The 21,745-nt window shown below is 37.8% G+C and carries 19 protein-coding genes; 4 read left to right on the plus strand and 15 right to left on the minus strand.

Annotation, left to right across the window (positions count from 1 at the left end; all coding sequences use genetic code 11):
- Window positions 1–14: 14 nt before the first annotated feature.
- The 5 genes from C9J31_RS21525 to putP all read right to left on the minus strand — a co-directional run bounded on the left by C9J31_RS21525 (window position 15) and on the right by putP (window position 6,905).
- Window positions 15–839 (minus strand): GNAT family N-acetyltransferase, encoded by an 825-nt coding sequence (locus tag C9J31_RS21525; protein ID WP_107948781.1) that lies wholly within the window; start codon window positions 837–839, stop codon window positions 15–17.
- Window positions 840–862: 23 nt separating this feature from the next.
- Window positions 863–1,984, minus strand: coding sequence for a M20 peptidase aminoacylase family protein (locus tag C9J31_RS21530; RefSeq protein WP_107948779.1), 1,122 nt, complete (start codon window positions 1,982–1,984; stop codon window positions 863–865).
- 160 nt (window positions 1,985–2,144) lie between these two features.
- Window positions 2,145–3,632 carry a peptide MFS transporter gene (locus C9J31_RS21535; RefSeq protein ID WP_107926925.1) on the minus strand — a complete coding sequence of 496 codons (1,488 nt, stop codon included), beginning with the start codon at window positions 3,630–3,632 and terminating at the stop codon, window positions 2,145–2,147.
- Window positions 3,633–3,968: 336 nt separating this feature from the next.
- Window positions 3,969–5,255 carry a GTPase HflX gene (gene hflX, locus C9J31_RS21540; RefSeq protein WP_054769967.1) on the minus strand — a complete coding sequence of 429 codons (1,287 nt, stop codon included), beginning with the start codon at window positions 5,253–5,255 and terminating at the stop codon, window positions 3,969–3,971.
- Window positions 5,256–5,420: 165 nt separating this feature from the next.
- Entirely contained in the window at window positions 5,421–6,905 is a 1,485-nt protein-coding gene (gene putP, locus C9J31_RS21545) for a sodium/proline symporter PutP (protein WP_107948777.1), read from the minus strand.
- Between the two features lie 189 nt (window positions 6,906–7,094).
- On the opposite strand from putP, the gene C9J31_RS21550 reads away from it, so the two are divergent.
- Window positions 7,095–8,255: a class I SAM-dependent methyltransferase gene (locus C9J31_RS21550; RefSeq protein WP_107948775.1), complete on the plus strand. Its 1,161-nt coding sequence runs from the start codon at window positions 7,095–7,097 to the stop codon at window positions 8,253–8,255.
- 86 nt (window positions 8,256–8,341) lie between these two features.
- Here the strand turns inward: C9J31_RS21550 and C9J31_RS21555 are convergent, their stop codons facing one another.
- Window positions 8,342–9,661, minus strand: coding sequence for an ABC transporter permease (locus C9J31_RS21555; protein ID WP_107948773.1), 1,320 nt, complete (start codon window positions 9,659–9,661; stop codon window positions 8,342–8,344).
- 1 nt (window position 9,662) lies between these two features.
- Entirely contained in the window at window positions 9,663–10,349 is a 687-nt protein-coding gene (locus C9J31_RS21560) for an ABC transporter ATP-binding protein (protein WP_054768339.1), read from the minus strand.
- 421 nt (window positions 10,350–10,770) lie between these two features.
- Here C9J31_RS21560 and C9J31_RS21565 point away from each other — a divergent pair, with 421 nt between their 5' ends.
- Window positions 10,771–11,391 (plus strand): DUF47 domain-containing protein, encoded by a 621-nt coding sequence (locus C9J31_RS21565; protein ID WP_010860388.1) that lies wholly within the window; start codon window positions 10,771–10,773, stop codon window positions 11,389–11,391.
- A gap of 20 nt (window positions 11,392–11,411) precedes the next feature.
- Window positions 11,412–12,428 (plus strand): inorganic phosphate transporter, encoded by a 1,017-nt coding sequence (locus tag C9J31_RS21570; RefSeq protein WP_107948771.1) that lies wholly within the window; start codon window positions 11,412–11,414, stop codon window positions 12,426–12,428.
- Window positions 12,429–12,860: 432 nt separating this feature from the next.
- Here C9J31_RS21570 and C9J31_RS21575 read toward each other — a convergent pair whose 3' ends face one another.
- Complete coding sequence (locus C9J31_RS21575) at window positions 12,861–13,100, minus strand: hypothetical protein (RefSeq protein ID WP_107924094.1); 240 nt, start codon at window positions 13,098–13,100, stop codon at window positions 12,861–12,863.
- A 242-nt stretch (window positions 13,101–13,342) separates the two neighbouring features.
- On the opposite strand from C9J31_RS21575, the gene C9J31_RS21580 reads away from it, so the two are divergent.
- Window positions 13,343–15,454 carry an MMPL family transporter gene (locus C9J31_RS21580; protein ID WP_107948769.1) on the plus strand — a complete coding sequence of 704 codons (2,112 nt, stop codon included), beginning with the start codon at window positions 13,343–13,345 and terminating at the stop codon, window positions 15,452–15,454.
- A gap of 83 nt (window positions 15,455–15,537) precedes the next feature.
- Here the strand turns inward: C9J31_RS21580 and C9J31_RS21585 are convergent, their stop codons facing one another.
- The 7 genes from C9J31_RS21585 to C9J31_RS21615 all read right to left on the minus strand — a co-directional run bounded on the left by C9J31_RS21585 (window position 15,538) and on the right by C9J31_RS21615 (window position 21,680).
- Entirely contained in the window at window positions 15,538–16,152 is a 615-nt protein-coding gene (locus C9J31_RS21585; protein ID WP_107948767.1) for an alpha/beta hydrolase, read from the minus strand.
- An 18-nt stretch (window positions 16,153–16,170) separates the two neighbouring features.
- Window positions 16,171–16,362: a hypothetical protein gene (locus C9J31_RS21590; protein WP_107948765.1), complete on the minus strand. Its 192-nt coding sequence runs from the start codon at window positions 16,360–16,362 to the stop codon at window positions 16,171–16,173.
- A 20-nt stretch (window positions 16,363–16,382) separates the two neighbouring features.
- The gene (locus C9J31_RS21595) at window positions 16,383–16,847 is read right to left on the minus strand and encodes a hypothetical protein (RefSeq protein WP_054768335.1); all 465 of its coding nucleotides are present in this window, start codon (window positions 16,845–16,847) and stop codon (window positions 16,383–16,385) included.
- A 295-nt stretch (window positions 16,848–17,142) separates the two neighbouring features.
- The gene (locus C9J31_RS21600; protein ID WP_054768334.1) at window positions 17,143–17,757 is read right to left on the minus strand and encodes an NUDIX hydrolase; all 615 of its coding nucleotides are present in this window, start codon (window positions 17,755–17,757) and stop codon (window positions 17,143–17,145) included.
- 13 nt (window positions 17,758–17,770) lie between these two features.
- Window positions 17,771–18,850 carry an AI-2E family transporter gene (locus C9J31_RS21605; RefSeq protein ID WP_107948763.1) on the minus strand — a complete coding sequence of 360 codons (1,080 nt, stop codon included), beginning with the start codon at window positions 18,848–18,850 and terminating at the stop codon, window positions 17,771–17,773.
- 474 nt (window positions 18,851–19,324) lie between these two features.
- Window positions 19,325–21,022, minus strand: a complete 1,698-nt coding sequence (locus C9J31_RS21610) for a M3 family oligoendopeptidase (protein ID WP_107948761.1) — start codon at window positions 21,020–21,022, stop codon at window positions 19,325–19,327.
- 82 nt (window positions 21,023–21,104) lie between these two features.
- Complete coding sequence (locus C9J31_RS21615; protein WP_107948760.1) at window positions 21,105–21,680, minus strand: YdcF family protein; 576 nt, start codon at window positions 21,678–21,680, stop codon at window positions 21,105–21,107.
- Window positions 21,681–21,745 lie beyond the last annotated feature (65 nt).

Here is a 21,745-nt window from a genome sequence, read left to right on the forward strand (position 1 = left end):
ACTCCTTATCCTTATTATAATGCTAATAAAGAGCGTCTGACTAACAGGTAAAAATCCACATATTCCTTGTGCTTTTTCACGCGCACAATCGCATATTGCTGTTCAAAAAGTGTCGTTAAAATTGTACGTACTTTATAGCGCCAGTCCTCTGCAAGCTTCGGACTCTCTACCTTCATCTTTTGCAAATATTGTGGAATCGCTAATAAGTAAGCATCCCTCATAAATACTTGGTCGCGCTGAAACTCGCCATCTCTATCCAGCATTGGCAGTCCATCCACTGTCAATGACCATGGCACAATTTCTTCTGCACTTTCTTCTAATTCGTCTAAGCAATCATCTACATGGTTGCGCTCAACCCACCATTCAACTGCAAGTCGGTCTGAGGGTAGCCCATCATTAAAATCATCATGTAGTGGACCATAGTAATCCGACTTATATTGATAGCTAATGGCATTTAATTTCAAGAAAGATAAATTCGCCATACGCGCTTCTAACGGTTCAAATAACCAGCGTACAAGTTGAAACCCATTTTCTTTTGCATATTCTTGCTGTGCATGTTTTAATAATTCCGCTACACCTTGTTCACGATATGTTTTCTCCACCCCAATCATGTGCGAGTGAAGGTACATTTTTCCCTCTTGATAGCCCACAAAACAATAATTAAAGCCAATCAGTCGCTCTTCTAAATATGCACCAAGTAATAGTCCCCCATTTTGTACAGCAGCAAGCAACTGGTGAGAGGGAATTGCCTGGCTTCCCCATATTTCTGCATTTAAGTGCTGCACTTTAACAATTTCCGAAGCTGTTATCACATTTTTTATACAAACTTTTTCTAACATTATACTGACGCCTCCCCTATATCCTATGTTTTTAATGCCAGTAATACCGCATTTGTAAGAATTTCAACTCCCGTCACGAGCCTCGCCTGCTTAAATTTCATCTTCGGATGGTGTAGCCCCGGTGTTAAACCACAGCCTAAACCTAGCATTGTCGTCTTCAAATGTGGTCGTTGAACGGCATAATGGTGGAAATCCTCACCACCTGGTGTTCGTATAGGCTTTCTTAAATTCGATAAACCAGTCGACTGCACAATCGCCTGCTCCATAATATATTGTGCAGTTGCATCTACCTCTGCCGCCACAATATTGGCAACCGTACTTAACTCAATGTGAACTTTATGCAAGATTTTTGAAGAATCTACTACACGTTTCACACCTTGAGCGAGTGTATCCATGACATCATTTTGTTGTGCGCGTATATCAATGGTGAAAGATGCTCTTCCAGGAATTATATTGCCAGACCCTCCCCCTGCTTGAAATTTTGTCATTTTTATTGATACGGGAATCATAGGGTCTGTATGAATTGTACGCAAATCTTCTATAATCGTTGCCCCTACCTCAATTGCATTGACACCAAGATGAGGTCTTGCCGCATGGGCATCCTCGCCAATAATTTCTCCTTCAAGGAGCCTTGAAGCACCATGGTACAATGCAGCACAATATGCACCATCCTCAAGTTCATGTACAGGTCTTACATGAACACCAAATAGATAGTCTAAATCATCAATTATTCCTTCTTGAAGAATAGCTAACGCACCTGTCCCCTTTTCTTCTGCTGGTTGGAAAATTACACGGATTGTGCCCTTGAATGCTTGAGGCTGTTCTTTCAATAATAAAAGAGCGCCTATAGCCATCGTCATATGTCCATCATGCCCACAGGAGTGGTTGGCACGAAACTCACCATCTACCTCCTGCCACAATGCATCCATATCCGTACGCAAACCAACTTTTGGCTTCCCTTCTCCTACATCCACATAGAGCCCCGTACAATTTTTAAAACGTTTTGGTGAAAACCCTTCCCCTGTTAGTAGATTAATAATATAATTCGTTGTTTCTACCTCATACCAGCTTTTTTCTGGATGGGCATGTAAATACGTGAAAATCTCCATTAATCTCGGCCTCAAGCGATCCAACGCTTCTTTCATACAACCAACCCCTTTAATTTTCACACTATTAAGATTATTATAACGAAAAAAATTTCTTTTCTATACAGAAACTTATACCCATATTTAGCAACGCAACCATCCGCAACACAAAAAAAGATGTCAAGAGCAGTCCATCACTAGACTACCTGACATCCTTTTACTAATTAATACCTCGCATTGCTTTAGAAATAATAGGTGACAGCAATAATAAAATTACACCAATGGCAATTGACATTAAACCTAAAAAGCCAAAGTATGTGAATTCACTTACGACTTCATATACTTTTACAAGCTGTGCGTTAATTGCTTGCGCTGCGGCACTTGTTAAAAACCATAGTGACATTGTCTGTGCTGCGAAAGCCTGTGGCGCTAATTTCGTTGTAGCTGAAAGACCCACCGGAGATAGCAATAATTCTCCTACCACCACTAAGAAGAATGACAACACTAACCACCAAGGGCTCACTAATGTATGTCCACCCGAAAGGTGCGCTGGAATCATCATCACTAAAAATGATAATCCCGCAAAGAATAATGAATAAGAGAACTTACGTGGTGTCGTCGGTTGCTTATCGCCCCATTTTAGCCATAGCATCGCAAATAATGGAGCCATCGTAATAACGAATAATGGGTTTAAAGATTGGAACCAAGACGATTGAAGTTGAAAACCACCAATATTTAAACGAGTACGATCATCTGCATATGTTGCTAAAATAGTTGCCCCTTGTTCTTGTATGGCCCAGAACATTACAGCCGATATAAATAATGGTATATAGGCGAGCAAACGAGATTTCTCATCCTTCGTTGTTTTTTCGCTACGATACATGTAAACAAAGAACACCGTTGGAATGATAATACCTAAAGCAGTAATGATTAAACTAAAGACATTCATCGTTAGTAAGCCCGTTTTAATGCCAATCGCACCGAAAATTATAATAAGTAAGGCAATTATGCCAAATTGCGTAAATACTTTTTTACGTTCTTCAGGCTTTAACGGATTATTTACCTGTAACCCTGCTAAACCTAAATATTTTTTCTCTGTTGCTTTATAAACGATTAAACCAATTAGCATGCCAATGCCTGCTAAACCGAAACCTAAATGGAAGCTATACTTTTGTCCAATTGTTCCGACAATAAACGGTGCAATAAACGCACCCATATTAATACCCATATAAAAAATTGAAAAACCTGCATCGCGACGACTATCTGTTTCAGCATAGATATCACCAACAACACTTGAAACATTTGGTTTTAATAACCCTGTACCAATAACAATAAAGGCCATTGAGGCAAACACCATGCTCACGCCTCCAGGAAGCGCTAACAGTAAATGACCAATCATGATTAACACGCCACCATAAAATATAGTTCTACGTGTACCTAAAAGTCTGTCGGCAATCCAACCACCGATTATACCTGACATATAGACAAGTGATCCGTAGATGGCCATAATTGAGTTAGCTGTACCACGATCTAAGCCTAAACCGCCTTCATTCAATTCATAATACATAAAGAAAATTAGAATTGCTCGCATACCGTAGTATGAAAAACGTTCCCAAAATTCAGTGAAAAATAAAGTAAAGAGCCCTTTAGGGTGTCCGACAAAGCCTTTTTGAGGGACGGATTTTACAATTTCATCTTTAGTAGACATAACAATATCCTCTCCCATTTTCATTATCCCTTAAAAATATTATTACCCATTAACAAGGATAAAAAACTATATTTCATCATACTAAAGCGTTTTCATCACTTAATCAACAGTTTTTAAAAATGTTGAAAATTTATCATTTTTCTTTAAATTCTGATTGATCACAGTTATTTCCGTCAAACTCATTGATATATCTAAGTTTTCTTACTCTTCTTACACAAGTCCATAGAATTATCTTAATAAAATATTTCAAAATAATATCTAGTCTGAATTTTTCGTAAATCTTATTATGCCCATAAAAAAAAACAACGACGATATTCGTCGCTGATTCCGCCATTGCTATTTAATGACATATTGCTGATATTTTGCATAATCAGCTTCTTTTGCTTCAAGCGTTAGTAAAGTGCCACCCTCTTCATATGCCGTTTCATGAATGGTTGCACTTTCATTTAGATAAGATACTACATTTCCCTGCTCATAAGGAATAAGCATTTTACATGTTATATAATCAGAGAAAATATGCTGGCGTATCATTTGCAATAATTCATCTAAGCCAACATCCTGCTTTGCAGAAATCCAAATATTATCGCCACTGATTATCGGGTAGGGGACATTTGCTAAATCTGCTTTATTATATACATAAATTGTTGGAATGCCTTCAACACCAACTGCTTTTAACGTTTCATTTGTAACATCCATCATAAAACCATGTTCTTCATTGGAAACATCTACAACATGTAGAAGTAAATCTGCATCACGGGCCTCCTCTAATGTCGAACGAAAGGCCTTCACTAAATGATGAGGCAATTTGCTTACAAAACCGACTGTATCTGTTAATAAGAATGATTTGTTATCAGATAATTCAATCTGACGCACAGACGTTTCAAGTGTAGCAAATAGCATATCCTTCTCAAATACTTGTTTATGATTATCTTGTCCAATTTTTGCGAGAAGCTGATTCATAATAGTTGATTTCCCAGCGTTCGTATAGCCGACGATGGATACAACAGGTATAGCATTTTTGCGTCTCTGCTTACGCTGTGTCTCCCGCTGTTCCTTCACTTGCTCTAAATCCTTTTTAATTTTCGAGATTTGGTCTTCTATTTTACGGCGATCTAGTTCAAGCTTCGTCTCACCAGCACCACGGTTTTTAAAACCACCACCTGTCCCTCCACCTTGACGGCTAAGAGAAGCATGTAAGCCTACTAAACGAGGCAACATATATTGTAGTTGTGCCAATTCTACTTGCATTTGGGCTTCACGCGTTTTAGCCCGACGGCCAAAAATATCTAATATAAGCATTGTCCGATCAATAACCTTTGTTTCTAAATCTCGTTCTAAATTGCGGATTTGTGAAGGGGACAATTCATCATTAAAAATAACAAGATTAGCTTGTGCTTCATCATAAAAGTTTTTAATTTCCTCGATTTTTCCAGTTCCAACATAATGTGAAGGTGTGACACGCTCTAAATTTTGCGTCACGGTGCCTACGACTTCCACATTTAAAGCTTGTGCTAAATTTGTAAGCTCCTCCATGGAATAATCAAAATGCGCATCATTACGTAAATTTACACCCACTAAAATTGCCTTTTCTTGCAAGACATCTACTTCTTTAATTCTATCCATTCACAAACCTCCCACCAACGCCTTGGTGACGCTACGACAAATTTTCTCCATCTTACCATATAATACCCCAATTTGTGTCTTTTAGACGTTATTGAAAAGGAGCAGATTAAAGTGATTGAACCTTCATCCAAATCTAAAAAGCTCCCTCACGCGAATATCATGGACTTATTGTTCTTCTTTTAATATCACTTCAGTTTGAGTAAACTCATCCTCGATGTCTTTATTTGGTCTATAGGTTAAAATGCTGACAAAGACGGCAATGATTAAACATACTAAGAAGCCTGGTACAATTTCGTATAATGCATCAGCTAAAATATCTATTTTTCCCCAGATAAAGGCTGTCGCAGCACCTGCCACCATCCCGCTAAGGGCACCGTAATTCGTTAATTTTCTCCAATATAATGACAGTAATATAATCGGACCAAACGCCGCACCGAAGCCAGCCCAAGCAAAGCCCACTAAGCTTAAAATAGAACTATCAGGATTCCAAGCTAAAATAGCCGCAATAATTGCCACAACTAAAACAGCGATACGACCAATAAAGACATAATGCTTATCATCAGCCGTTTTATTAAATAGCGCTTTATAAATATCTTCAACAAGAGCGGAAGAAGTAACAATTAATTGTGAGGAAATCGTACTCATAACTGCGGCTAAAATAGCTGCTAACATAATGCCTGCAATAAATGGATGGAATAAAATCTGTCCAAGTACAATAAATACGGTTTCAGCATCCTTTAACTCCCCAGCATTTTGCTCAAAATATGCAACACCTACCAATGCGGTGCTAATTGCACCAAAGAGACTCAACATCATCCAACCAATACCGATACGGCGAGCTTGCTTGGTCTCTTTTACGGAGCTAATCGCCATAAAGCGAACAATAATATGTGGCTGTCCAAAATAACCTAATCCCCATGCTAATGAAGAAATAATAGCTGCCGCCGTTGCTGTTGTTGGCAATAAATTTAAATGTTGTGGGTTAACCGCTTTAATGGAAGCAATTGTCTCTCCTAATCCACCTGTTAAAAATAACCCAAATAACGGAACTGCAATAAGTGCTAAAAACATAATTAGGCCCTGTAAAAAGTCCGTATAACTTACCGCTAAAAATCCACCAAATAGTGTATATGCAACTACTACACCTGATACAATTAATAAACCCGTATGGTAGTCATAGCCGAATGAGCTATCAAAAAACTTGCCTCCCGCTACCATCCCTGAGGATACATAAAATGTAAAAAATATTAGAATTATAATACCTGAAGCAATTCTTATAAGTTTTGTATGATCACGTAAACGATTATCCAAATAGCTCGGAATGGTAATGGAATCATTGGTAACTTGTGTATAAACACGTAGCCTTGGTGCAACAAATAACCAATTCAAATAGGCACCGATTGTTAAACCAATAGCAATCCAAGCTTCAACAAGTCCTGATAAAAAAATTGCTCCGGGTAAGCCCATTAAAAGCCAGCCAGACATATCCGCCGCACCCGCACTAAGTGCTGTTACCGCAGGGCCTAGTGAACGACCGCCAAGCATATAATCCGTTAGATTAGATGTTTTAACAAATGCGTACCATCCAATTGCAAGCATTGCGACCATATAGATAATAATCGCGAGTAATTGATACAAATTATCTGACATAAATTCTCCTCCAATTCTTCATTAGTATTCACCAAGCATTACTATAAATAAAGATACCACAACCATACAGTTTTACCCATAAATATTCAGAAAACTCATAAAGTTATTTCTGCATTTTCAAGTAGCATCGCACTTCATAAATTGTGTTACACTAATGCCATCTATTACACAATGAAGAAGGCGAAAAAAATGACATTTGAAGAAATGAAAGCTCAACTTCAAGAGCAAATTTTACAACAGCAACTCATAGCGGCCACAATTAGTCAGCCACGCATGAAATCGCATGAAATAAAGCGTATCAAACTAAAGCCCCTTATGTTAAAAGACGTTTATCATATACAAATTGAATACCAATATGAACGCATCTTGAAACATGAAAACGTTCAACTAGCGCAGTTCCCTACTAAGCTAGAAGCTTTTTTCGAAGATTTTCGTCAGGCACATATAGACTTTATTGGGGAAAAAGTACAAGTACAGCTTTCAAAAAAAAACAAAGTATTATGGAAGTCCGATAATGTAGCGGAACCAAAACAAGTAAACCTCTCGCATAATCGCAAGAAAAATTACTTACTTGATGATACGACACCTTACCCATTTCTAATCCGTCTTGGTGTACAAACAACTGAAGGAAAGGTTAAAAAACAAAAATACGATAAATTTAAACAGATTAACCGTTTCATTGAATTTATTGACGATGCTTTAGCCTATCTACCCAAGGATCGTCAAGTGCGTATTTTAGATTTTGGTTCAGGAAAATCCTATTTAACCTTTGCTTTATATCATTATTTAAAAATTGAAAAGGGCTTGGACATTCGTGTTACTGGTTTAGATTTAAAAAAAGAAGTCATCGAGGAGTGCTCCCAAATCGCACAGGATTTAGGCTATGATCAACTGGAATTTTTAGTCGGGGATATTAACGACTATAATGATGAGTCTACAGTGGACATGGTGGTTACATTACATGCCTGCGATGTTGCTACAGATATGGCATTAGCGCGCGCTGTTAAATGGGGAGCAAGTGTTATTTTAAGTGTACCTTGTTGTCAGCATGAGCTAAATCGTCAACTGAATACTCCGGCTCTCGACATTATGCTACAGCATGGACTTGTCCGTGAACGCTTTGCCGCTCTAGCAACTGATGCAATTCGCGCAGAAATCCTTTCACTCGTAGGCTATGAAGCACAATTACTGGAGTTTATAGACATGGCGAACACACCGAAAAATATTCTAATACGAGCATACCGCACTGGTAAAAGTCCAAGTCTAGAACAACGAGCCAAATTTGAGGCCTTTGTAACAATGTTAAATGCGAAGCCATTTTTAGCTAATGAACTAAAATCTTACTTATAACTAGAAAACCCGAGACAAGATATTTGTCTCGGGTTTTTACTTGCTAACATAGATAGATTCCAAATTAATAACACGTCATTAAAAAATTATAGTTCTTGTCGCAATGCTTGAATGACATCTATTTTCGTAGCCTTACGTGCTGGTCTGTAGCCTGAAATCATTGCTACACCAATACTGATAGCTGATGCAATAATAACAAGCTGCCACGGAATAAGTGAAAACGTAATGTCGTTCGTACCAAATGCTTCTTCCCCTGTTGCTGCTTTTAAAATTAATGGTAATACTGCATTTGCCGCGAAGCTGATGCCATACGAAATCACTACAGCCATCAATGTTCCAAAAATCCCGATAAAAGTGCTCTCCATTAAGAACAAACGTTGAATAAGTTTTGGACTAGCGCCGATTGCCTTTAATACACCAATTTCACGTGTACGCTCCGTAACAGCCATCGTCATTGTATTGAAAATACCAATCGAAGCAATTAATACCGCAATCGTCCCAACAAATATCAACCCAATCTTCAATACAAGGAAAAATACGTCCATCTGCTCTAATTGTTCAGTTACAGAGAAAACACTATAGCCTTTGTCCTTTAGCTTTTCTAAAATCGGTTTTACGTTTTCCATACTGTCTGCAAAAATATTAAATTCAGAAGAGAACATTTCATCGTCTTTTACATCACCTGCTGCTGACATATTCGCTGCTAATACTGCTTGTTGTTCTCTATCCATATAAACCGAATTATCAATCATCCAATCATAAGAAGGTTTTTTAGTCACGCCGACAATAGTATATTTCATTTTTTCAGTCTCAGTCGCTTCAGAAGTATGAGACAATAAAGACATTTCGAGCTCTTTACCAATTAAAGAGTCTTTATATCCTTCCTCATTGCCGTCGTAATATGTTCCGTCTGCTTCTGCTTTTTTATTTTTTTCTTGAATCACATTACGTTCAGCTTCATTTAATAATGTTTGGGCGAAGTGATACCCCACAATGATTTCATTTGGCTTTGTCGGATACGTTCCTTCTGCAAGTTTGCCCGTTACTTTCTCAAAATCATGCATATCCGTTATAAATAAATTGGAGTTTGTATCACGATCCTTAAAAAATGAGTGTGCGCTCGCATTGACCATAACAGTTTCAAGTACCGTTTCAACATGCTCGAATGCTTTAATCTCAGCAATTTGCTCGTCTGTAAATTGCCCGTCACCATATACTTGAATTTTCGTAACCTTTTCATCTGATAGTATTTCATTGCGAATGGAATCTTGTAAGCCAAAACCTACGGAGGCTAATACAATCAAAAATGCACAACCCATTGTAGCAGCTAACACCGTCATAAAAACGCGTAATTTATTTTTCTTAATATGTTGTGTGACAAAGTCTAATTGGTCCTTAAATAGCATGTTACACCTCCTCCTTTACAAGCTCGCCATCATACATACGGAAACGTCGATGTGCAATTGTCGCTACTTCTTCATCGTGCGTAATAATGACAAAGGTTAAGCCATATTCACGGTTCAAGCTTTGTATGAGTAATAAAATATCCTGCTCTGTTTCCGAATCTAGACTCCCTGTCGGCTCATCTGCTAGCAAGATAGGTGGATTTGTAATCAAAGCTCTTGCGATACTCACACGCTGTTGCTGACCACCTGATAATTCATTTGGGTAATGGTCTGCTACCTCAGCTAGTCCGACCTTGCCCATTATTTTTTTTACTTTTTCTTTTCGTACGGCCTTGCCAGTACCCTGTAATTTCAATGGTAACTCGATATTTTCATACGCAGTTAAACCTGGCATCAGTTGAAAGTTTTGAAAGATAAATCCGAACTGTTGTAATCGAAATGCTGCACTCTCCGTTTCCGTAAGCTTCGCGGTTTCCTGTCCATTAACCTTTATGGAGCCTTGTTCTGATTTCATAAACCCTGCCAGAACTTGTAGCAAAGTTGATTTACCAGAGCCACTTTTGCCAACAATAGCAACAATCTCACCTTGCTTCACTTCGAAGTTTACGCCTTTTAAAACTGGCACACGTTTTTCCTTGCCCTTCTTACCTATTAAAAATGTATGTTGTAAATTCTCGACTTGAATCATTATCGTTTAACGCTCCTTCCTCACTCTTTCTCCATTGTAGAAAAAAATTCTTAATAATCGGGAAGGATAAAAATGAAGATATTCTTAAGAAAACAGGAACATTCATAATAAACAGACTGCATTTACAATACCTTTACAATTGAACCTCGAATAAGTGTGAAAAACTCTGAAACACACATCTTTTATCTGTACTAAACAGCTACATATTTTAAAATAAAACGTTATTTCACAGCCTTTTTTCTGTATCTATTAAAATGAACACAATAGAAATTGATCAAATATGTGAACAAATTGTATATTACGGGAATGTAAAGTTTTATGGAGATTAGATGAATTTTATGTAGATAAACTAAAGATTTTGTTATGATAGTAAAGTTTAAAGGTCGATTATTTTATATACATCCAGGAGGATTCGATTTACATGCTTAACTCAAAAAAACAAGACCCTTTCTTTGTTGCACTGCATAAAATTGCTGAGAATATGAGAGAGGCCGTACATTACGCAAATGATTTTCGGATTAACAGTGTAGCTGACTTGAAAGAGATTAGCATTACAATGAAAAATTACGAAACAGCTGGCGATAAACTCATTCATGAGCTCATCGTGATGCTAAACAAATCATTTATGACACCTATCGAACGCGAGGATATTTTAGAGTTTGCAATTCGTATGGATGATGTGTTAGATGGTACGGAGCATTGTATCGCTCACTTTGAAATGTTCTCATTGACAGAAGTTGACGAATCTATGCGTATTTTCCTAGGCTATATTTCTAAAAGTGCCGACGAAATTGTTAAAGCAACTGAAGAGTTAAAGAAAAAGAACCTTATTGGAATGCGCCCACATGCCATTTTAATTAAAGACTATGAGCGCGAATGTGATGAAGTGCAACGTACTTCTATTAAGCAATTGTTTTTAAATGAAAAAGATCCAATCCGAATTATTAAGTTTAAAGATATTTATGAACAACTAGAAGATATCGCTGATTATTGTCAAAACGTTGCCAACACAATGGAAACAATTATCATGCGTAACGCGTAATTAGGAGCTGGGCACTTACAATGGACACAATTATTATACTAACCGTACTGGTCGTCATCTTTGCCCTAACATTTGACTTTATCAATGGTTTCCATGATACAGCAAATGCTATCGCTACTTCGGTTTCCACTAGAGCATTACCACCACGTGTGGCAATTATTATGGCTGCTACGATGAACTTCATCGGTGCTATTACCTTCGTAGGTGTAGCAAAGGCTCTTACAAAAGACATTGTAGATCCGTTTGCTTTAAATGCCTTTCAAGGTGACACAACAGGGTCTGTCGTTATCTTAGCGGCGTTAATCTCGGCTATTATTTGGAATTTACTTACATGGTATTTTGGCATACCTTCAAGCTCTTCTCATACGTTAATCGGTTCAATTGCTGGTGCTGCTATTGCATCTGCCGGCTTCAATGTACTTAACTATGGTGGCTTTACAAAAATCATAACGGCATTAGTGCTTTCACCACTCATTGCCATTTGCGCTGGTTTTCTTATGATGACACTGTTTAAATTACTGTTTAAAAACTTAAATTTGTACCGTACAAATAAAGGTTTTCGTACAATGCAAATTTTTACTGCCGCAATTCAATCGTTTACACACGGTACAAACGATGCACAAAAAGCGATGGGTATTATGACGATGGCGTTAATCGCAGGTGGCTTGCACACTGGTGACGAAATTCCTTTCTGGATTCGAGCTGCAGCTGCAACCGCTATGGGTCTTGGTACTTCTATTGGTGGTTATAAAATTATTAAAACAGTTGGCGGTAAAATCATGAAAATCCGTCCAGTTAACGGTGTGGCAGCAGACTTAGCTTCCGCAACAGTTATTTTCGGCGCTACTTTAATTCATTTACCAGTATCCACAACACACGTGATTTCCTCATCTATCATGGGTGTTGGTTCAGCACAACGAGTTCGCGGTGTTAACTGGGGCATGGCACGTAAAATTGTGACTACATGGATTATCACAATGCCAATTTCAGCTGTGATGGCAGCTATTATTTATCTCTGCTTATCACTATTCTTTTAATTTTATTGAATATGCGTCTAAACGCCTGCTCAATAAAATTAAAATCTCCATTGGATGTTTTAAAACTCCTGTTCCTTCATGGGCAGGAGTTTTTACTTACATCAAATAATACTCCCCTTAGATAAACATTTTAATGCCTGTCAGAGGGGAGCATATCAAATCTTACCAGATCTATTTAGGGTTATTATTGTTTATTTCGGATTCAGAACTTCATCAAGTTGTTTAAGATTTATAGAATTTGACCAGATATTTAAAATTATACGACCCAAAAGTAAAGAATTGTCTCAAAGATATCTGAGACAATTTCTATTCTTTTGATGTACTTACAGCTTGTGCTTTGCCTGCAAATTCAGAAAGTATAAGCTCTGTTAATTTTCCATTGGCTTTATTCATGAAAACTCCACTTATAAATAAAAAAGACTCACCATTAGGTCAGTCTAAGTATTTTTCAAGAATTCTTCCTATGGAAAAAATAGTTAAAATAAAACTCATGATCCCGCCACTACTTATAGCCAGTAAAGCAAACATCATGTGTGGTACACCATATAAAGACCATAAACATAAAAAGACCAGGTAACTTCCAATGCACCCAATTAGACAAGCGATTAAGTACCCTACAATCCAAAAACGTGTTGAGCTTTTTATTTTTTGCCTTGTCTTAACTTCTAACACATTTTTCCTCCTTTCCAATCACAGGACAACTACCGAGAAATTTCTTAATGCTCCAATGTATCGTTCCAACTAATCTTTTCTGATTTTTACATCACACTTGAGGCCAACATTAGACCAATGCAATTGGCCTAGTGTTTTCATTTTTTTGTTTTCCTTACAGCTTCAATTCTTCTTTTTTTGATCACGCGACAAAATGTGACACTTCCTTTACACTAGTTTAAAAAGGGGGATACATATTCAATATGAAAACTTTCTCAAAATTCATCACCGCTCATGCGAAGGCCATCGTTGCTATATGGCTTATTCTTTTCATTGTAATGGTAGTGTTTGCAATACAGCTTCCAAGTAAACTCCAAGGGGATGGTTTTTTTGTCGAAGCTGACCATACCTATGTAACAAATGAGCTAGCAAAAACATTTGATTTACCTACTGATACAGTTTTAGTGGTCTTTGATCCCGCAGAAGATAAAAAAATACAAGATACATTGCACAAGTTAGATGCGATTGAAGATATTCATTCTATTCAGTCACCATTAGAAGATGTTACTTTGCAAAAGGATGGCATTGCCTATGCGATGGTCCATTTTAACAATGATGTTGAGAATCTACCTGAAGTCGTAAAAGAAGTTCGTTCGTTAATAGAGGATGAAGGAGTCAGTATAACTGGTGGCCCAGTTATTTCGGAGGATATAAATGCGGCTAGTCAAAAAGATTTAGCATCAGCTGAAGCCATTGGTCTTCCGATTGCTATTGTCGTGCTACTACTTGCTTTTGGGACTGTTGTAGCTGCAATACTGCCAATACTCATTGGTGTCGTTACCGTGGTCACAGCTTTTGGCATTCTGACTTTACTAAGTGGTAATGTTAATTTATCCATCTTCGTATTAAACATTGTTCCAATGTTAGGACTCGCATTAAGCATTGATTTTGCGTTACTATTTATCAATCGTTATCGCGAAGAACGAGGACATGCCAGCAATGCTCAAGCTATCCAAACAGCTATTCAAACTGCAGGCCGTTCAATTATATTTTCAGCCGTTTGTGTCATGATTGGGCTTGGTGCAATGATTGTCATTGAAGTAGAAATTTTTCATAATATCGCACTCGGTGGCACAATCGTTGTGTTACTTGCAGTGATTTCCGGACTAACGTTATTACCAGCCACAATGATGTTATTAGGGGATCGTTTAAACAAATGGCGTATACTACGTGTGAAGCCAGGGGGGACGAATCGCTGGCGTGGCTTTGCAGGCTTCGTGATGAAACGTCCAGTAACTATCGTTATTGTGGCCTTACTTTTACTTGGGATTGGTATGATCCCACTAAAGGATATTCGATTGACAATCCCACAGGTAGATTCCTTGCCAACAAAATACGATGCACGTGCAGCATATGACAAGTTGGATGATACATTTGGTCTTGGCGACACTTCCACTTTATACTTACTTGCAGAGCGCAAGGAAGGCTGGGATGATGGCGAGGCGAAAAACATTATATACACGATGCAAGAAAAGCTACTCGATGATCCGCTTGTCGATAAAGTATCGACGATTTATACTACTGCCAATATAAAAACACCAGAGGAATTATCCGCATCGCTAGAAATTCCGCAAGCAGCACAACAATTAACTGCAATCCTTAATACTTTTTCAAAGGATACACAATTGTTTATCCCTATTACATTAAATGTTGCTGGTTCATCAGCCGCTGCCCAAGATTTTGCTAGAACGTGGATGGATAAGGATTTAGGCGTTGATTTTGCACTTGGCGGACAAGCGAAATTTAACCAGGAAATTTTTGATGAAATAGCCAATAAAATCTTCTTAGCTGTATCGATAATTATCGTGTCAACTTTCTTTATCTTAATGCTCGCTTTCCGTTCTATTTTAATTCCAATCAAAGCGATTATTATGAATATTATTGGGTTATCTTCAGCATTCGGGATACTCGTGTATATTTTCCAATACGGTCATTTTGGATTAGAGGCCGCTTCTATCGTCCTTATTATTCCTGTAATCGTATTTTGTCTTGTGTTTGGCTTGAGTATGGACTATGAAGTCTTTTTAATATCACGGATTCAAGAGGAGTATCTGAAGGGCTCAGATAATACCCGAGCAACAATTGATGGGCTGACATCTACTAGCCGTATTATTACTTCTGCTGCGCTCATTATGATTGTCATTACCGGTGCATTTGCTTTCACAGATGTTATGCCAGTGAAACAAATTGGGGTCGGAATTGCAATAGCAGTTGCCATAGATGCAACAATCATTCGTCTTATGCTAGTGCCAAGTCTCATGAAGCTATTTGGAGATTGGAATTGGTGGCTACCATTTGCTAAAAAAAATAAATAATAAGACTAAGTGAAGCATAAAAAAACCGAGGACTTAGATGTCCTCGGTTTTTTAATAACTTCTAGCTATAATCAATAGCACTTTTAGGCTTCAGTAAAATTAACTTCATACCATTCCCTTGCCGCTTCTACTTCAGGCATTGTTAATTGGTGGCCGTAATTAAACCATTTCGTTATGACATTGGCTCCGGCAGCAGACAACAACGTCTCCAAGTCTTCAGATTCCTGCGCTGTACACATCGGATCATTCGTACCCGCAGCAATAAACACGGGAGTCAAAGGTAATACCGGCAAATCAATATCTCGTCTAGGTACCATAGGATGATGCAAGATTGCACCAGCTAATGTATCCTCATAATGGAATAGCAAGCTCGCTGCGATATTCGCACCATTTGAATAACCAATAGCTACTATTCGTTTACGATCAAAGCCATACTGTTCCGCAGCCTCAGCCAAAAAATCATGTAATTCTTGTGTACGGAAGATCAAATCCTCTATATCGAAAACACCTTCTGCTAGACGGCGGAAAAAGCGTGGCATTCCATTTTCCAGAACATTTCCACGGACACTTAAGATATTCGCTGTCTCATCAATTTCCTTTGCAAGGCCAATTAAGCTTTGCTCGTTACCACCTGTACCATGTAAAAGTAATAACGTTGGTTTTTTTTCGTCGGTTCCTTTATGAAAAACGTGCTGCATAAACAGACCACCTCTCAATTATCTTGAATTCGAGATAATTGTAGCCTGTGGCAAAATTAAATTCAAGCTCTTTGACTTATTAATTTCACGATTTTCACTATTTGGCTGTTCTTCATTGTTTTTGTAAAAATTGGTGATTGTAATAACTGAAAACAAACATGCAACTAAAACAACAACAATAACAATTCCCACTAATTTTTTCCCATTCATCGAAAGTTCCCCCGTCTTACTCAGTTCTTTTTACGAAAGCCCTCTTCCAGTAAATATTCCTTCGCTGCATCATATGTGCCAAAGGCTTCCTCTAAATTTTCACCATGATAAATATTCCAAGAACGTTGCTCAAAAGCAAGCTCTAATTTATCACCTTCACGATTGCTCCATAGTTCAATTGTAGGCTTTTCCTCTTCTTGCTCCTCAGCTAAATATTGAATGGCGTCTTCAATAATCTCTCGAAGCTGCTGCTCATCGTAATCGCGAATATTCACAAGACCTTTGTCATTTACTTCGTTTTCATAACGCAGTAAATCTCCTACAAAGACAAAGCCGTTGCCGTTTGGATGTAGTTTTTCTACAACAATCGTCTTTTCGTATAGGCTATCGTTAAAATGATAATTTACACGCTTTAATGAAATTTCCTTCCTTTTTAGTTCCGGAAATGTTTCTATAACTGCTTGTTTTTGTTCAAATGTTAGCATATAAAAATGCTCCTTTTCTATCAATCTACCTTACAGTATAACTTATTTTAGCTGTTATATCGTACTATAAAAGTTATGGTCAACATATAGCTGTTTTTAAACATGGTGTTAACGTTTCCTTACTGCACGACTAGAAACTAAATTACCATGGACATTAAATGTATTTGCTATTTCGTGCAATTTATATGCGCTAAAACACTAGAAACCCCAACATCCCATCCACTTCTACGTTTTAAAAAATAGTAGCACAAACCTTGTTATGGGCTTGCCCTACTATTAGTAAAGGTTTTTAGCGCTATTTAAACATCTCATTTTTAGCGAATTGAATAACTTGTGCAACATAGAGCTCTCGGTACGGTACAAATTGCGCTGTACTGACAGGTCGTACAACTCTACCTCGTTGTCCATCAGGAAAGTATTCATAGCCCTCGATATTAAGCGTTACGGTTTCTCCCAAGAAGAATGATTCTGCCTCATCAAGTCTCGCTCTTACGACACCTGACACTTCCTCATATTGCAACTCAAAGGACTCCCAATCATGTTCAAATGGATACAGGTAAACATGACAAAATTCATTGTCAATCATCTTTTCAGATACAATGCTACAAGACGTCATGCCCATCCTCACAACTTCTTGAATATTAATATCAAGCCCTAGCTCTTCCTTTACCTCGCGAATCCCTGCTTCAACTGTCTCAAGCGCTAATAGGTGTCCTGCCGCAGTGATATCAAGCAATCCAGGGTAATCTTTCTTTTGAGAGCTACGAATTTGAAAATAAATATAATCCTTATTTACAAGCCAGCAGTGAAACGTCTCATGCCATAAACCCTTTTCATGTACTTCTGCTCGCGTAGCTGTTCCAATTTCTTCGTACTGTTCATTAAAAACTTTAACGATTTCTTGCTCCATTTTATTTCGACCCCTATACAGACTTAGTAGCCTTTTTCTTTATCGCATTTCGTTCATCATAGATATTAGACACGATTACCTTCATTACCGCATAAAACGGTACGGCAATAATAATCCCGATAAATCCTGCAATATTTCCTGCCGCTAAAATAATTGTAATGACTGTTAATGGATGTATATCAAGCGATTTCCCCATCACATTTGGCGTAATAAAATTGCTATCGATTTGCTGTGCAACAAGCGTAACTACACATACCCAAACAACTAGCATTGGATCTTGTATAACTGCCACAACAACTGCTGGTGCCAATGCAATCCAAGGTCCAATAAACGGAATCATATTCATAAAGAAAGCAAAGATCACGAGTAGTAACGAATACTCTAAACCAATAATTAAAAAGCCAACATACATAATTAAAGCCAATAAAAAACTAATTTGTAGTTGCCCTTGAATATAACTACGTAAAACATCGTCAATTTCACTTAACGTTTTTTTCACCCATTCACGACGTTCACCACTAAAATACTTATAAATCGAAGGCGCAAGTTTCTCATGATCCTTCAACATAAAAATGAAGAAGAATGGAATTAAGATTGCCAATAACGAAGCGGATACAATCGATTGTAAGAACGTAACAAGCCCTTTACTTGCCACTACGGCAATATCTTGTACAGAATTTGCCACATGATTAATAAAGGATGTTAATTGCGGGGGGAAATTTTCCTTGTTTCGTAATACATATTCCGATGCATCTTGAATGCTTGCTCCAATCATAGGCGCACTTTTCACAAGATTATTTACCTGTGTCGCAATCGGACTCCCAATAATCAAGCCAAAACCACCAACAAGTGCAATGAGGCCAATGACAATCGTCAGTATACTTGCCCACCTAGGCCATCTGCGCTTCTCTAAAAATCGCTGTATTGGCTCTGTCACATAAAATAAAACGCCACCTAATAACAACGGTATAAAAATAGTTTTTAGAATAATAGCGAGCGGTGAAAAAATCCAATGTATTTCTATAAAATATTTCGCAATTAATAGAGCTAGTAAAATTCCTACTCCAACCTGAAACCAGACTTTCCTCGTCACTCTAAGTCACTTCCTTTTATCACAGTTACTGAAAATACTACTTATATATTAACCATTTCGCAAGTATCCTAGTATTAACTTTTTCAGCAAATAATTCATATCGCCAAATAATATGTTTTTATACAGCAGATTTCCACTCCATCTAGATGATAACACTTATTCTTGCTACGCAAATACGATGCGCAGGAATTTCGTAGATTCCTTACTTTTTAATCATCAAAAACAGTATGAGCTATGACTGTCCTCGCTCCTGTCACTATGTATAAGACAAGCCCTTTTACTAGTTGACCATATTAGGTGTTCACAAAAAAAATTCCGCTTTCTTTCCGCGGGGATTCGTAAGGCCCTACAGATGCTAAAGCATCTGCGGGTCTCACACGTTGTCCCGCAAGAATATCGCGAAATTCTTTCAAGATATATATTCAATCATTATTTGGGAGCACTGCATCCATTTAGGACATTCTCCATCCCAAACTATAATTTTGTATCGTCGACTGAATTTAAATAGTCTTCAATATCACCAATTACCGATTCCACACAGCCATCCTCAAATGGTGAGATCAATCCAGCTTCCTTCACAAGCTTAGTAAAGGACATTGAACCGCCTAAACCACATAAATGAATATAGTCTTTCCAAGCCGCAGCAAATTCTTCACGCGAGCGTTTCCAGAATTGGAATGCACAAATTTGCGCTAATGTGTAGTCAATATAATAGAATGGACTTGCATAAATATGTGCTTGACGCTGCCAGATACCTCCTACTTCTAAATAGCTATTGCCGTCATAATCGCGATGCGGTAAATAGGTTTCCTCAATTCTTTTCCATGCTGCCTTACGCTCAGCTGGTGTCATCTCAGGATTTTCGTAAATAACATGCTGGAACTCATCAACGGCAACCCCATAAGGAAGGAATAAAAGACCACTGCTTAAATGTGTGAATTTGTATTTCTCTGTGTCTTCCTTGAAGAATAATTCCATCCATGGCCACGTAAAGAATTCCATACTCATAGAGTGAATTTCACAAGATTCAAATGTAGGCCATAAATATTCAGGAATGCCAATATTACGGCTTGAATACACCTGGAAGGCATGTCCAGCCTCATGTGTTAATACATCGATATCTCCAGATGTTCCATTGAAATTCGAGAAGATAAACGGTGCATGATAATTTTCAATAAATGTACAATAACCGCCACTTTCTTTGCCCTTCTTTGCCACTAAATCCATTAAATCATTATCAATCATAAAGTTGAAGAATTCACCTGTTTCGCTTGATAATTCTTCGTACATTTTCTTGCCATTGGCAACAATCCACTCTGGATCACCCTTCGGGGTAGCATTACCTGTTAAGAAATTTAAATTTTCATCATAGAATTTAAAATCAGAGATGCCGATACGTTTTGCTTGGCGTTCAAAAAGTTTAGTTGCAACGGGTACGATTAAATCACGCACCTGATCTCGGAATTTCTTTACCATATTCGCATCATAATCAATACGGTTCATGCGTATATAGCCAAGTTCAACATAATTTTTATAGCCAAGCTTCACAGCGATTTCGTGACGTACCTTTACTAGTTCATCATATAAGCGGTCAAATTCCGCTTCATGCTCTGCAAAAAATCCAAAACGTGCATCTGTTGCAGCTTTACGCATGGCACGATCAGTCGATTCAGCGTATGGACCAAGCTGTGCAAGTGTTAATGTTTCACCATTAAATTCAATTTGCGCTGAGGCAACTAGCTTATTATATTCAGAAACCAATTTATTTTCTTTTTGCATTAAATCGATGACATTCGGAGAAAAGCCCTTAATTTGGTAGGAAGCTAAATCGAATAGCTGTTGTCCCCACTTTTCTTCTAATTGTTCGCGGAATGGTGAAGCAACTAACGCTTTATAATATTCTGTAGTGACTTCTTCTAGCTCTGGGCCGACCTCGTCAAAATAATCGCGTTCCGCCTGATAAAATTCATCATTCGTATCAATGGACGCGCGAATATAAACTAAGTTTGCCATGGTCGCATAGTCTTTACTTAGCTTATTTAATTTCTCTATAAGATTACTTTGTTCCTCTACAGTTTGAGCATCTTTGAATTGCTTAATTAAAGCTAATTGTTGCTCTTTTAATGCCTCCACATTCGGACGTTGATATTCATAATCTTTAAACGTTGTCATAGAAGTCCCCTCTTTCTATCGTATACACGGTGATATTTCTATTATATGCCAAATACATCGTATTAAGAAACAAAATTCACCTTTAGTAGCCCAAAATATATGTTTTTAATAGCGCTGCTCTTTCTCGTATTCTTAGCTTAGTTTCAACAGATTTAGGTGTTTTTGCGACAACAACATCTACCTCAAAGCCTAAAGATTTTGCTAGATATTTCGCCCGTCGCAAATGAAAATCATTCGAAACGATCGTAATTTGCTTTGTCGCCTCTGGTAATAACTCCTTTGAAAATAGTAAATTTTCGTATGTTGATGTCGATTGATCTTCTACCAAAATACGTTCAGCGGGGATACCCCTTTGTACTAAATAATCGAGCATAACAGAGGCCTCTGTTCTGTCTTCATCAGATCCTTGTCCACCTGAAACAATCACCTTCACATGTGGATACTTCGTTAAATAGTCGATTGATTCCTCTAATCTATTTCTTAAAGCTAGTGAGGGAACTCCATTTGGTTTTACCTTGGCGCCAAGCACAATCATATATGTAGCTGTCCCATTTGCTAGTGGTTGTGCACCATGCTTTATGTCCTCTCCCAGCCATATATAAATCCCACCACTAATGCAGAATAGTAGAATCGCTATCCTTATTATCCTCTTCTTCATATGCATCACCCCTTACTTCTATCAACGCGCTACGATGAAAAAGGATGCTTGTACAAAGTTTTACT

The sequence above is a fragment of the Lysinibacillus parviboronicapiens genome, from assembly GCF_003049605.2.
In the GTDB taxonomy this organism is placed as follows: Bacteria; Bacillota; Bacilli; order Bacillales_A; family Planococcaceae; genus Lysinibacillus; species Lysinibacillus parviboronicapiens.

Coding starts and splice junctions, on each gene's coding strand:
- C9J31_RS21525 (WP_107948781.1), bottom strand. CDS start 839: ATGTTAGAAAAAGTTTGTATAAAAAATGTGATAACAGCTTCGGAAATT.
- C9J31_RS21530 (WP_107948779.1), bottom strand. CDS start 1,984: ATGAAAGAAGCGTTGGATCGCTTGAGGCCGAGATTAATGGAGATTTTC.
- C9J31_RS21535 (WP_107926925.1), bottom strand. CDS start 3,632: ATGTCTACTAAAGATGAAATTGTAAAATCCGTCCCTCAAAAAGGCTTT.
- hflX (WP_054769967.1), bottom strand. CDS start 5,255: ATGGATAGAATTAAAGAAGTAGATGTCTTGCAAGAAAAGGCAATTTTA.
- putP (WP_107948777.1), bottom strand. CDS start 6,905: ATGTCAGATAATTTGTATCAATTACTCGCGATTATTATCTATATGGTC.
- C9J31_RS21550 (WP_107948775.1), top strand. CDS start 7,095: ATGACATTTGAAGAAATGAAAGCTCAACTTCAAGAGCAAATTTTACAA.
- C9J31_RS21555 (WP_107948773.1), bottom strand. CDS start 9,661: ATGCTATTTAAGGACCAATTAGACTTTGTCACACAACATATTAAGAAA.
- C9J31_RS21560 (WP_054768339.1), bottom strand. CDS start 10,349: ATGATTCAAGTCGAGAATTTACAACATACATTTTTAATAGGTAAGAAG.
- C9J31_RS21565 (WP_010860388.1), top strand. CDS start 10,771: ATGCTTAACTCAAAAAAACAAGACCCTTTCTTTGTTGCACTGCATAAA.
- C9J31_RS21570 (WP_107948771.1), top strand. CDS start 11,412: ATGGACACAATTATTATACTAACCGTACTGGTCGTCATCTTTGCCCTA.
- C9J31_RS21580 (WP_107948769.1), top strand. CDS start 13,343: ATGAAAACTTTCTCAAAATTCATCACCGCTCATGCGAAGGCCATCGTT.
- C9J31_RS21585 (WP_107948767.1), bottom strand. CDS start 16,152: ATGCAGCACGTTTTTCATAAAGGAACCGACGAAAAAAAACCAACGTTA.
- C9J31_RS21590 (WP_107948765.1), bottom strand. CDS start 16,362: ATGAATGGGAAAAAATTAGTGGGAATTGTTATTGTTGTTGTTTTAGTT.
- C9J31_RS21595 (WP_054768335.1), bottom strand. CDS start 16,847: ATGCTAACATTTGAACAAAAACAAGCAGTTATAGAAACATTTCCGGAA.
- C9J31_RS21600 (WP_054768334.1), bottom strand. CDS start 17,757: ATGGAGCAAGAAATCGTTAAAGTTTTTAATGAACAGTACGAAGAAATT.
- C9J31_RS21610 (WP_107948761.1), bottom strand. CDS start 21,022: ATGACAACGTTTAAAGATTATGAATATCAACGTCCGAATGTGGAGGCA.
- C9J31_RS21615 (WP_107948760.1), bottom strand. CDS start 21,680: ATGAAGAAGAGGATAATAAGGATAGCGATTCTACTATTCTGCATTAGT.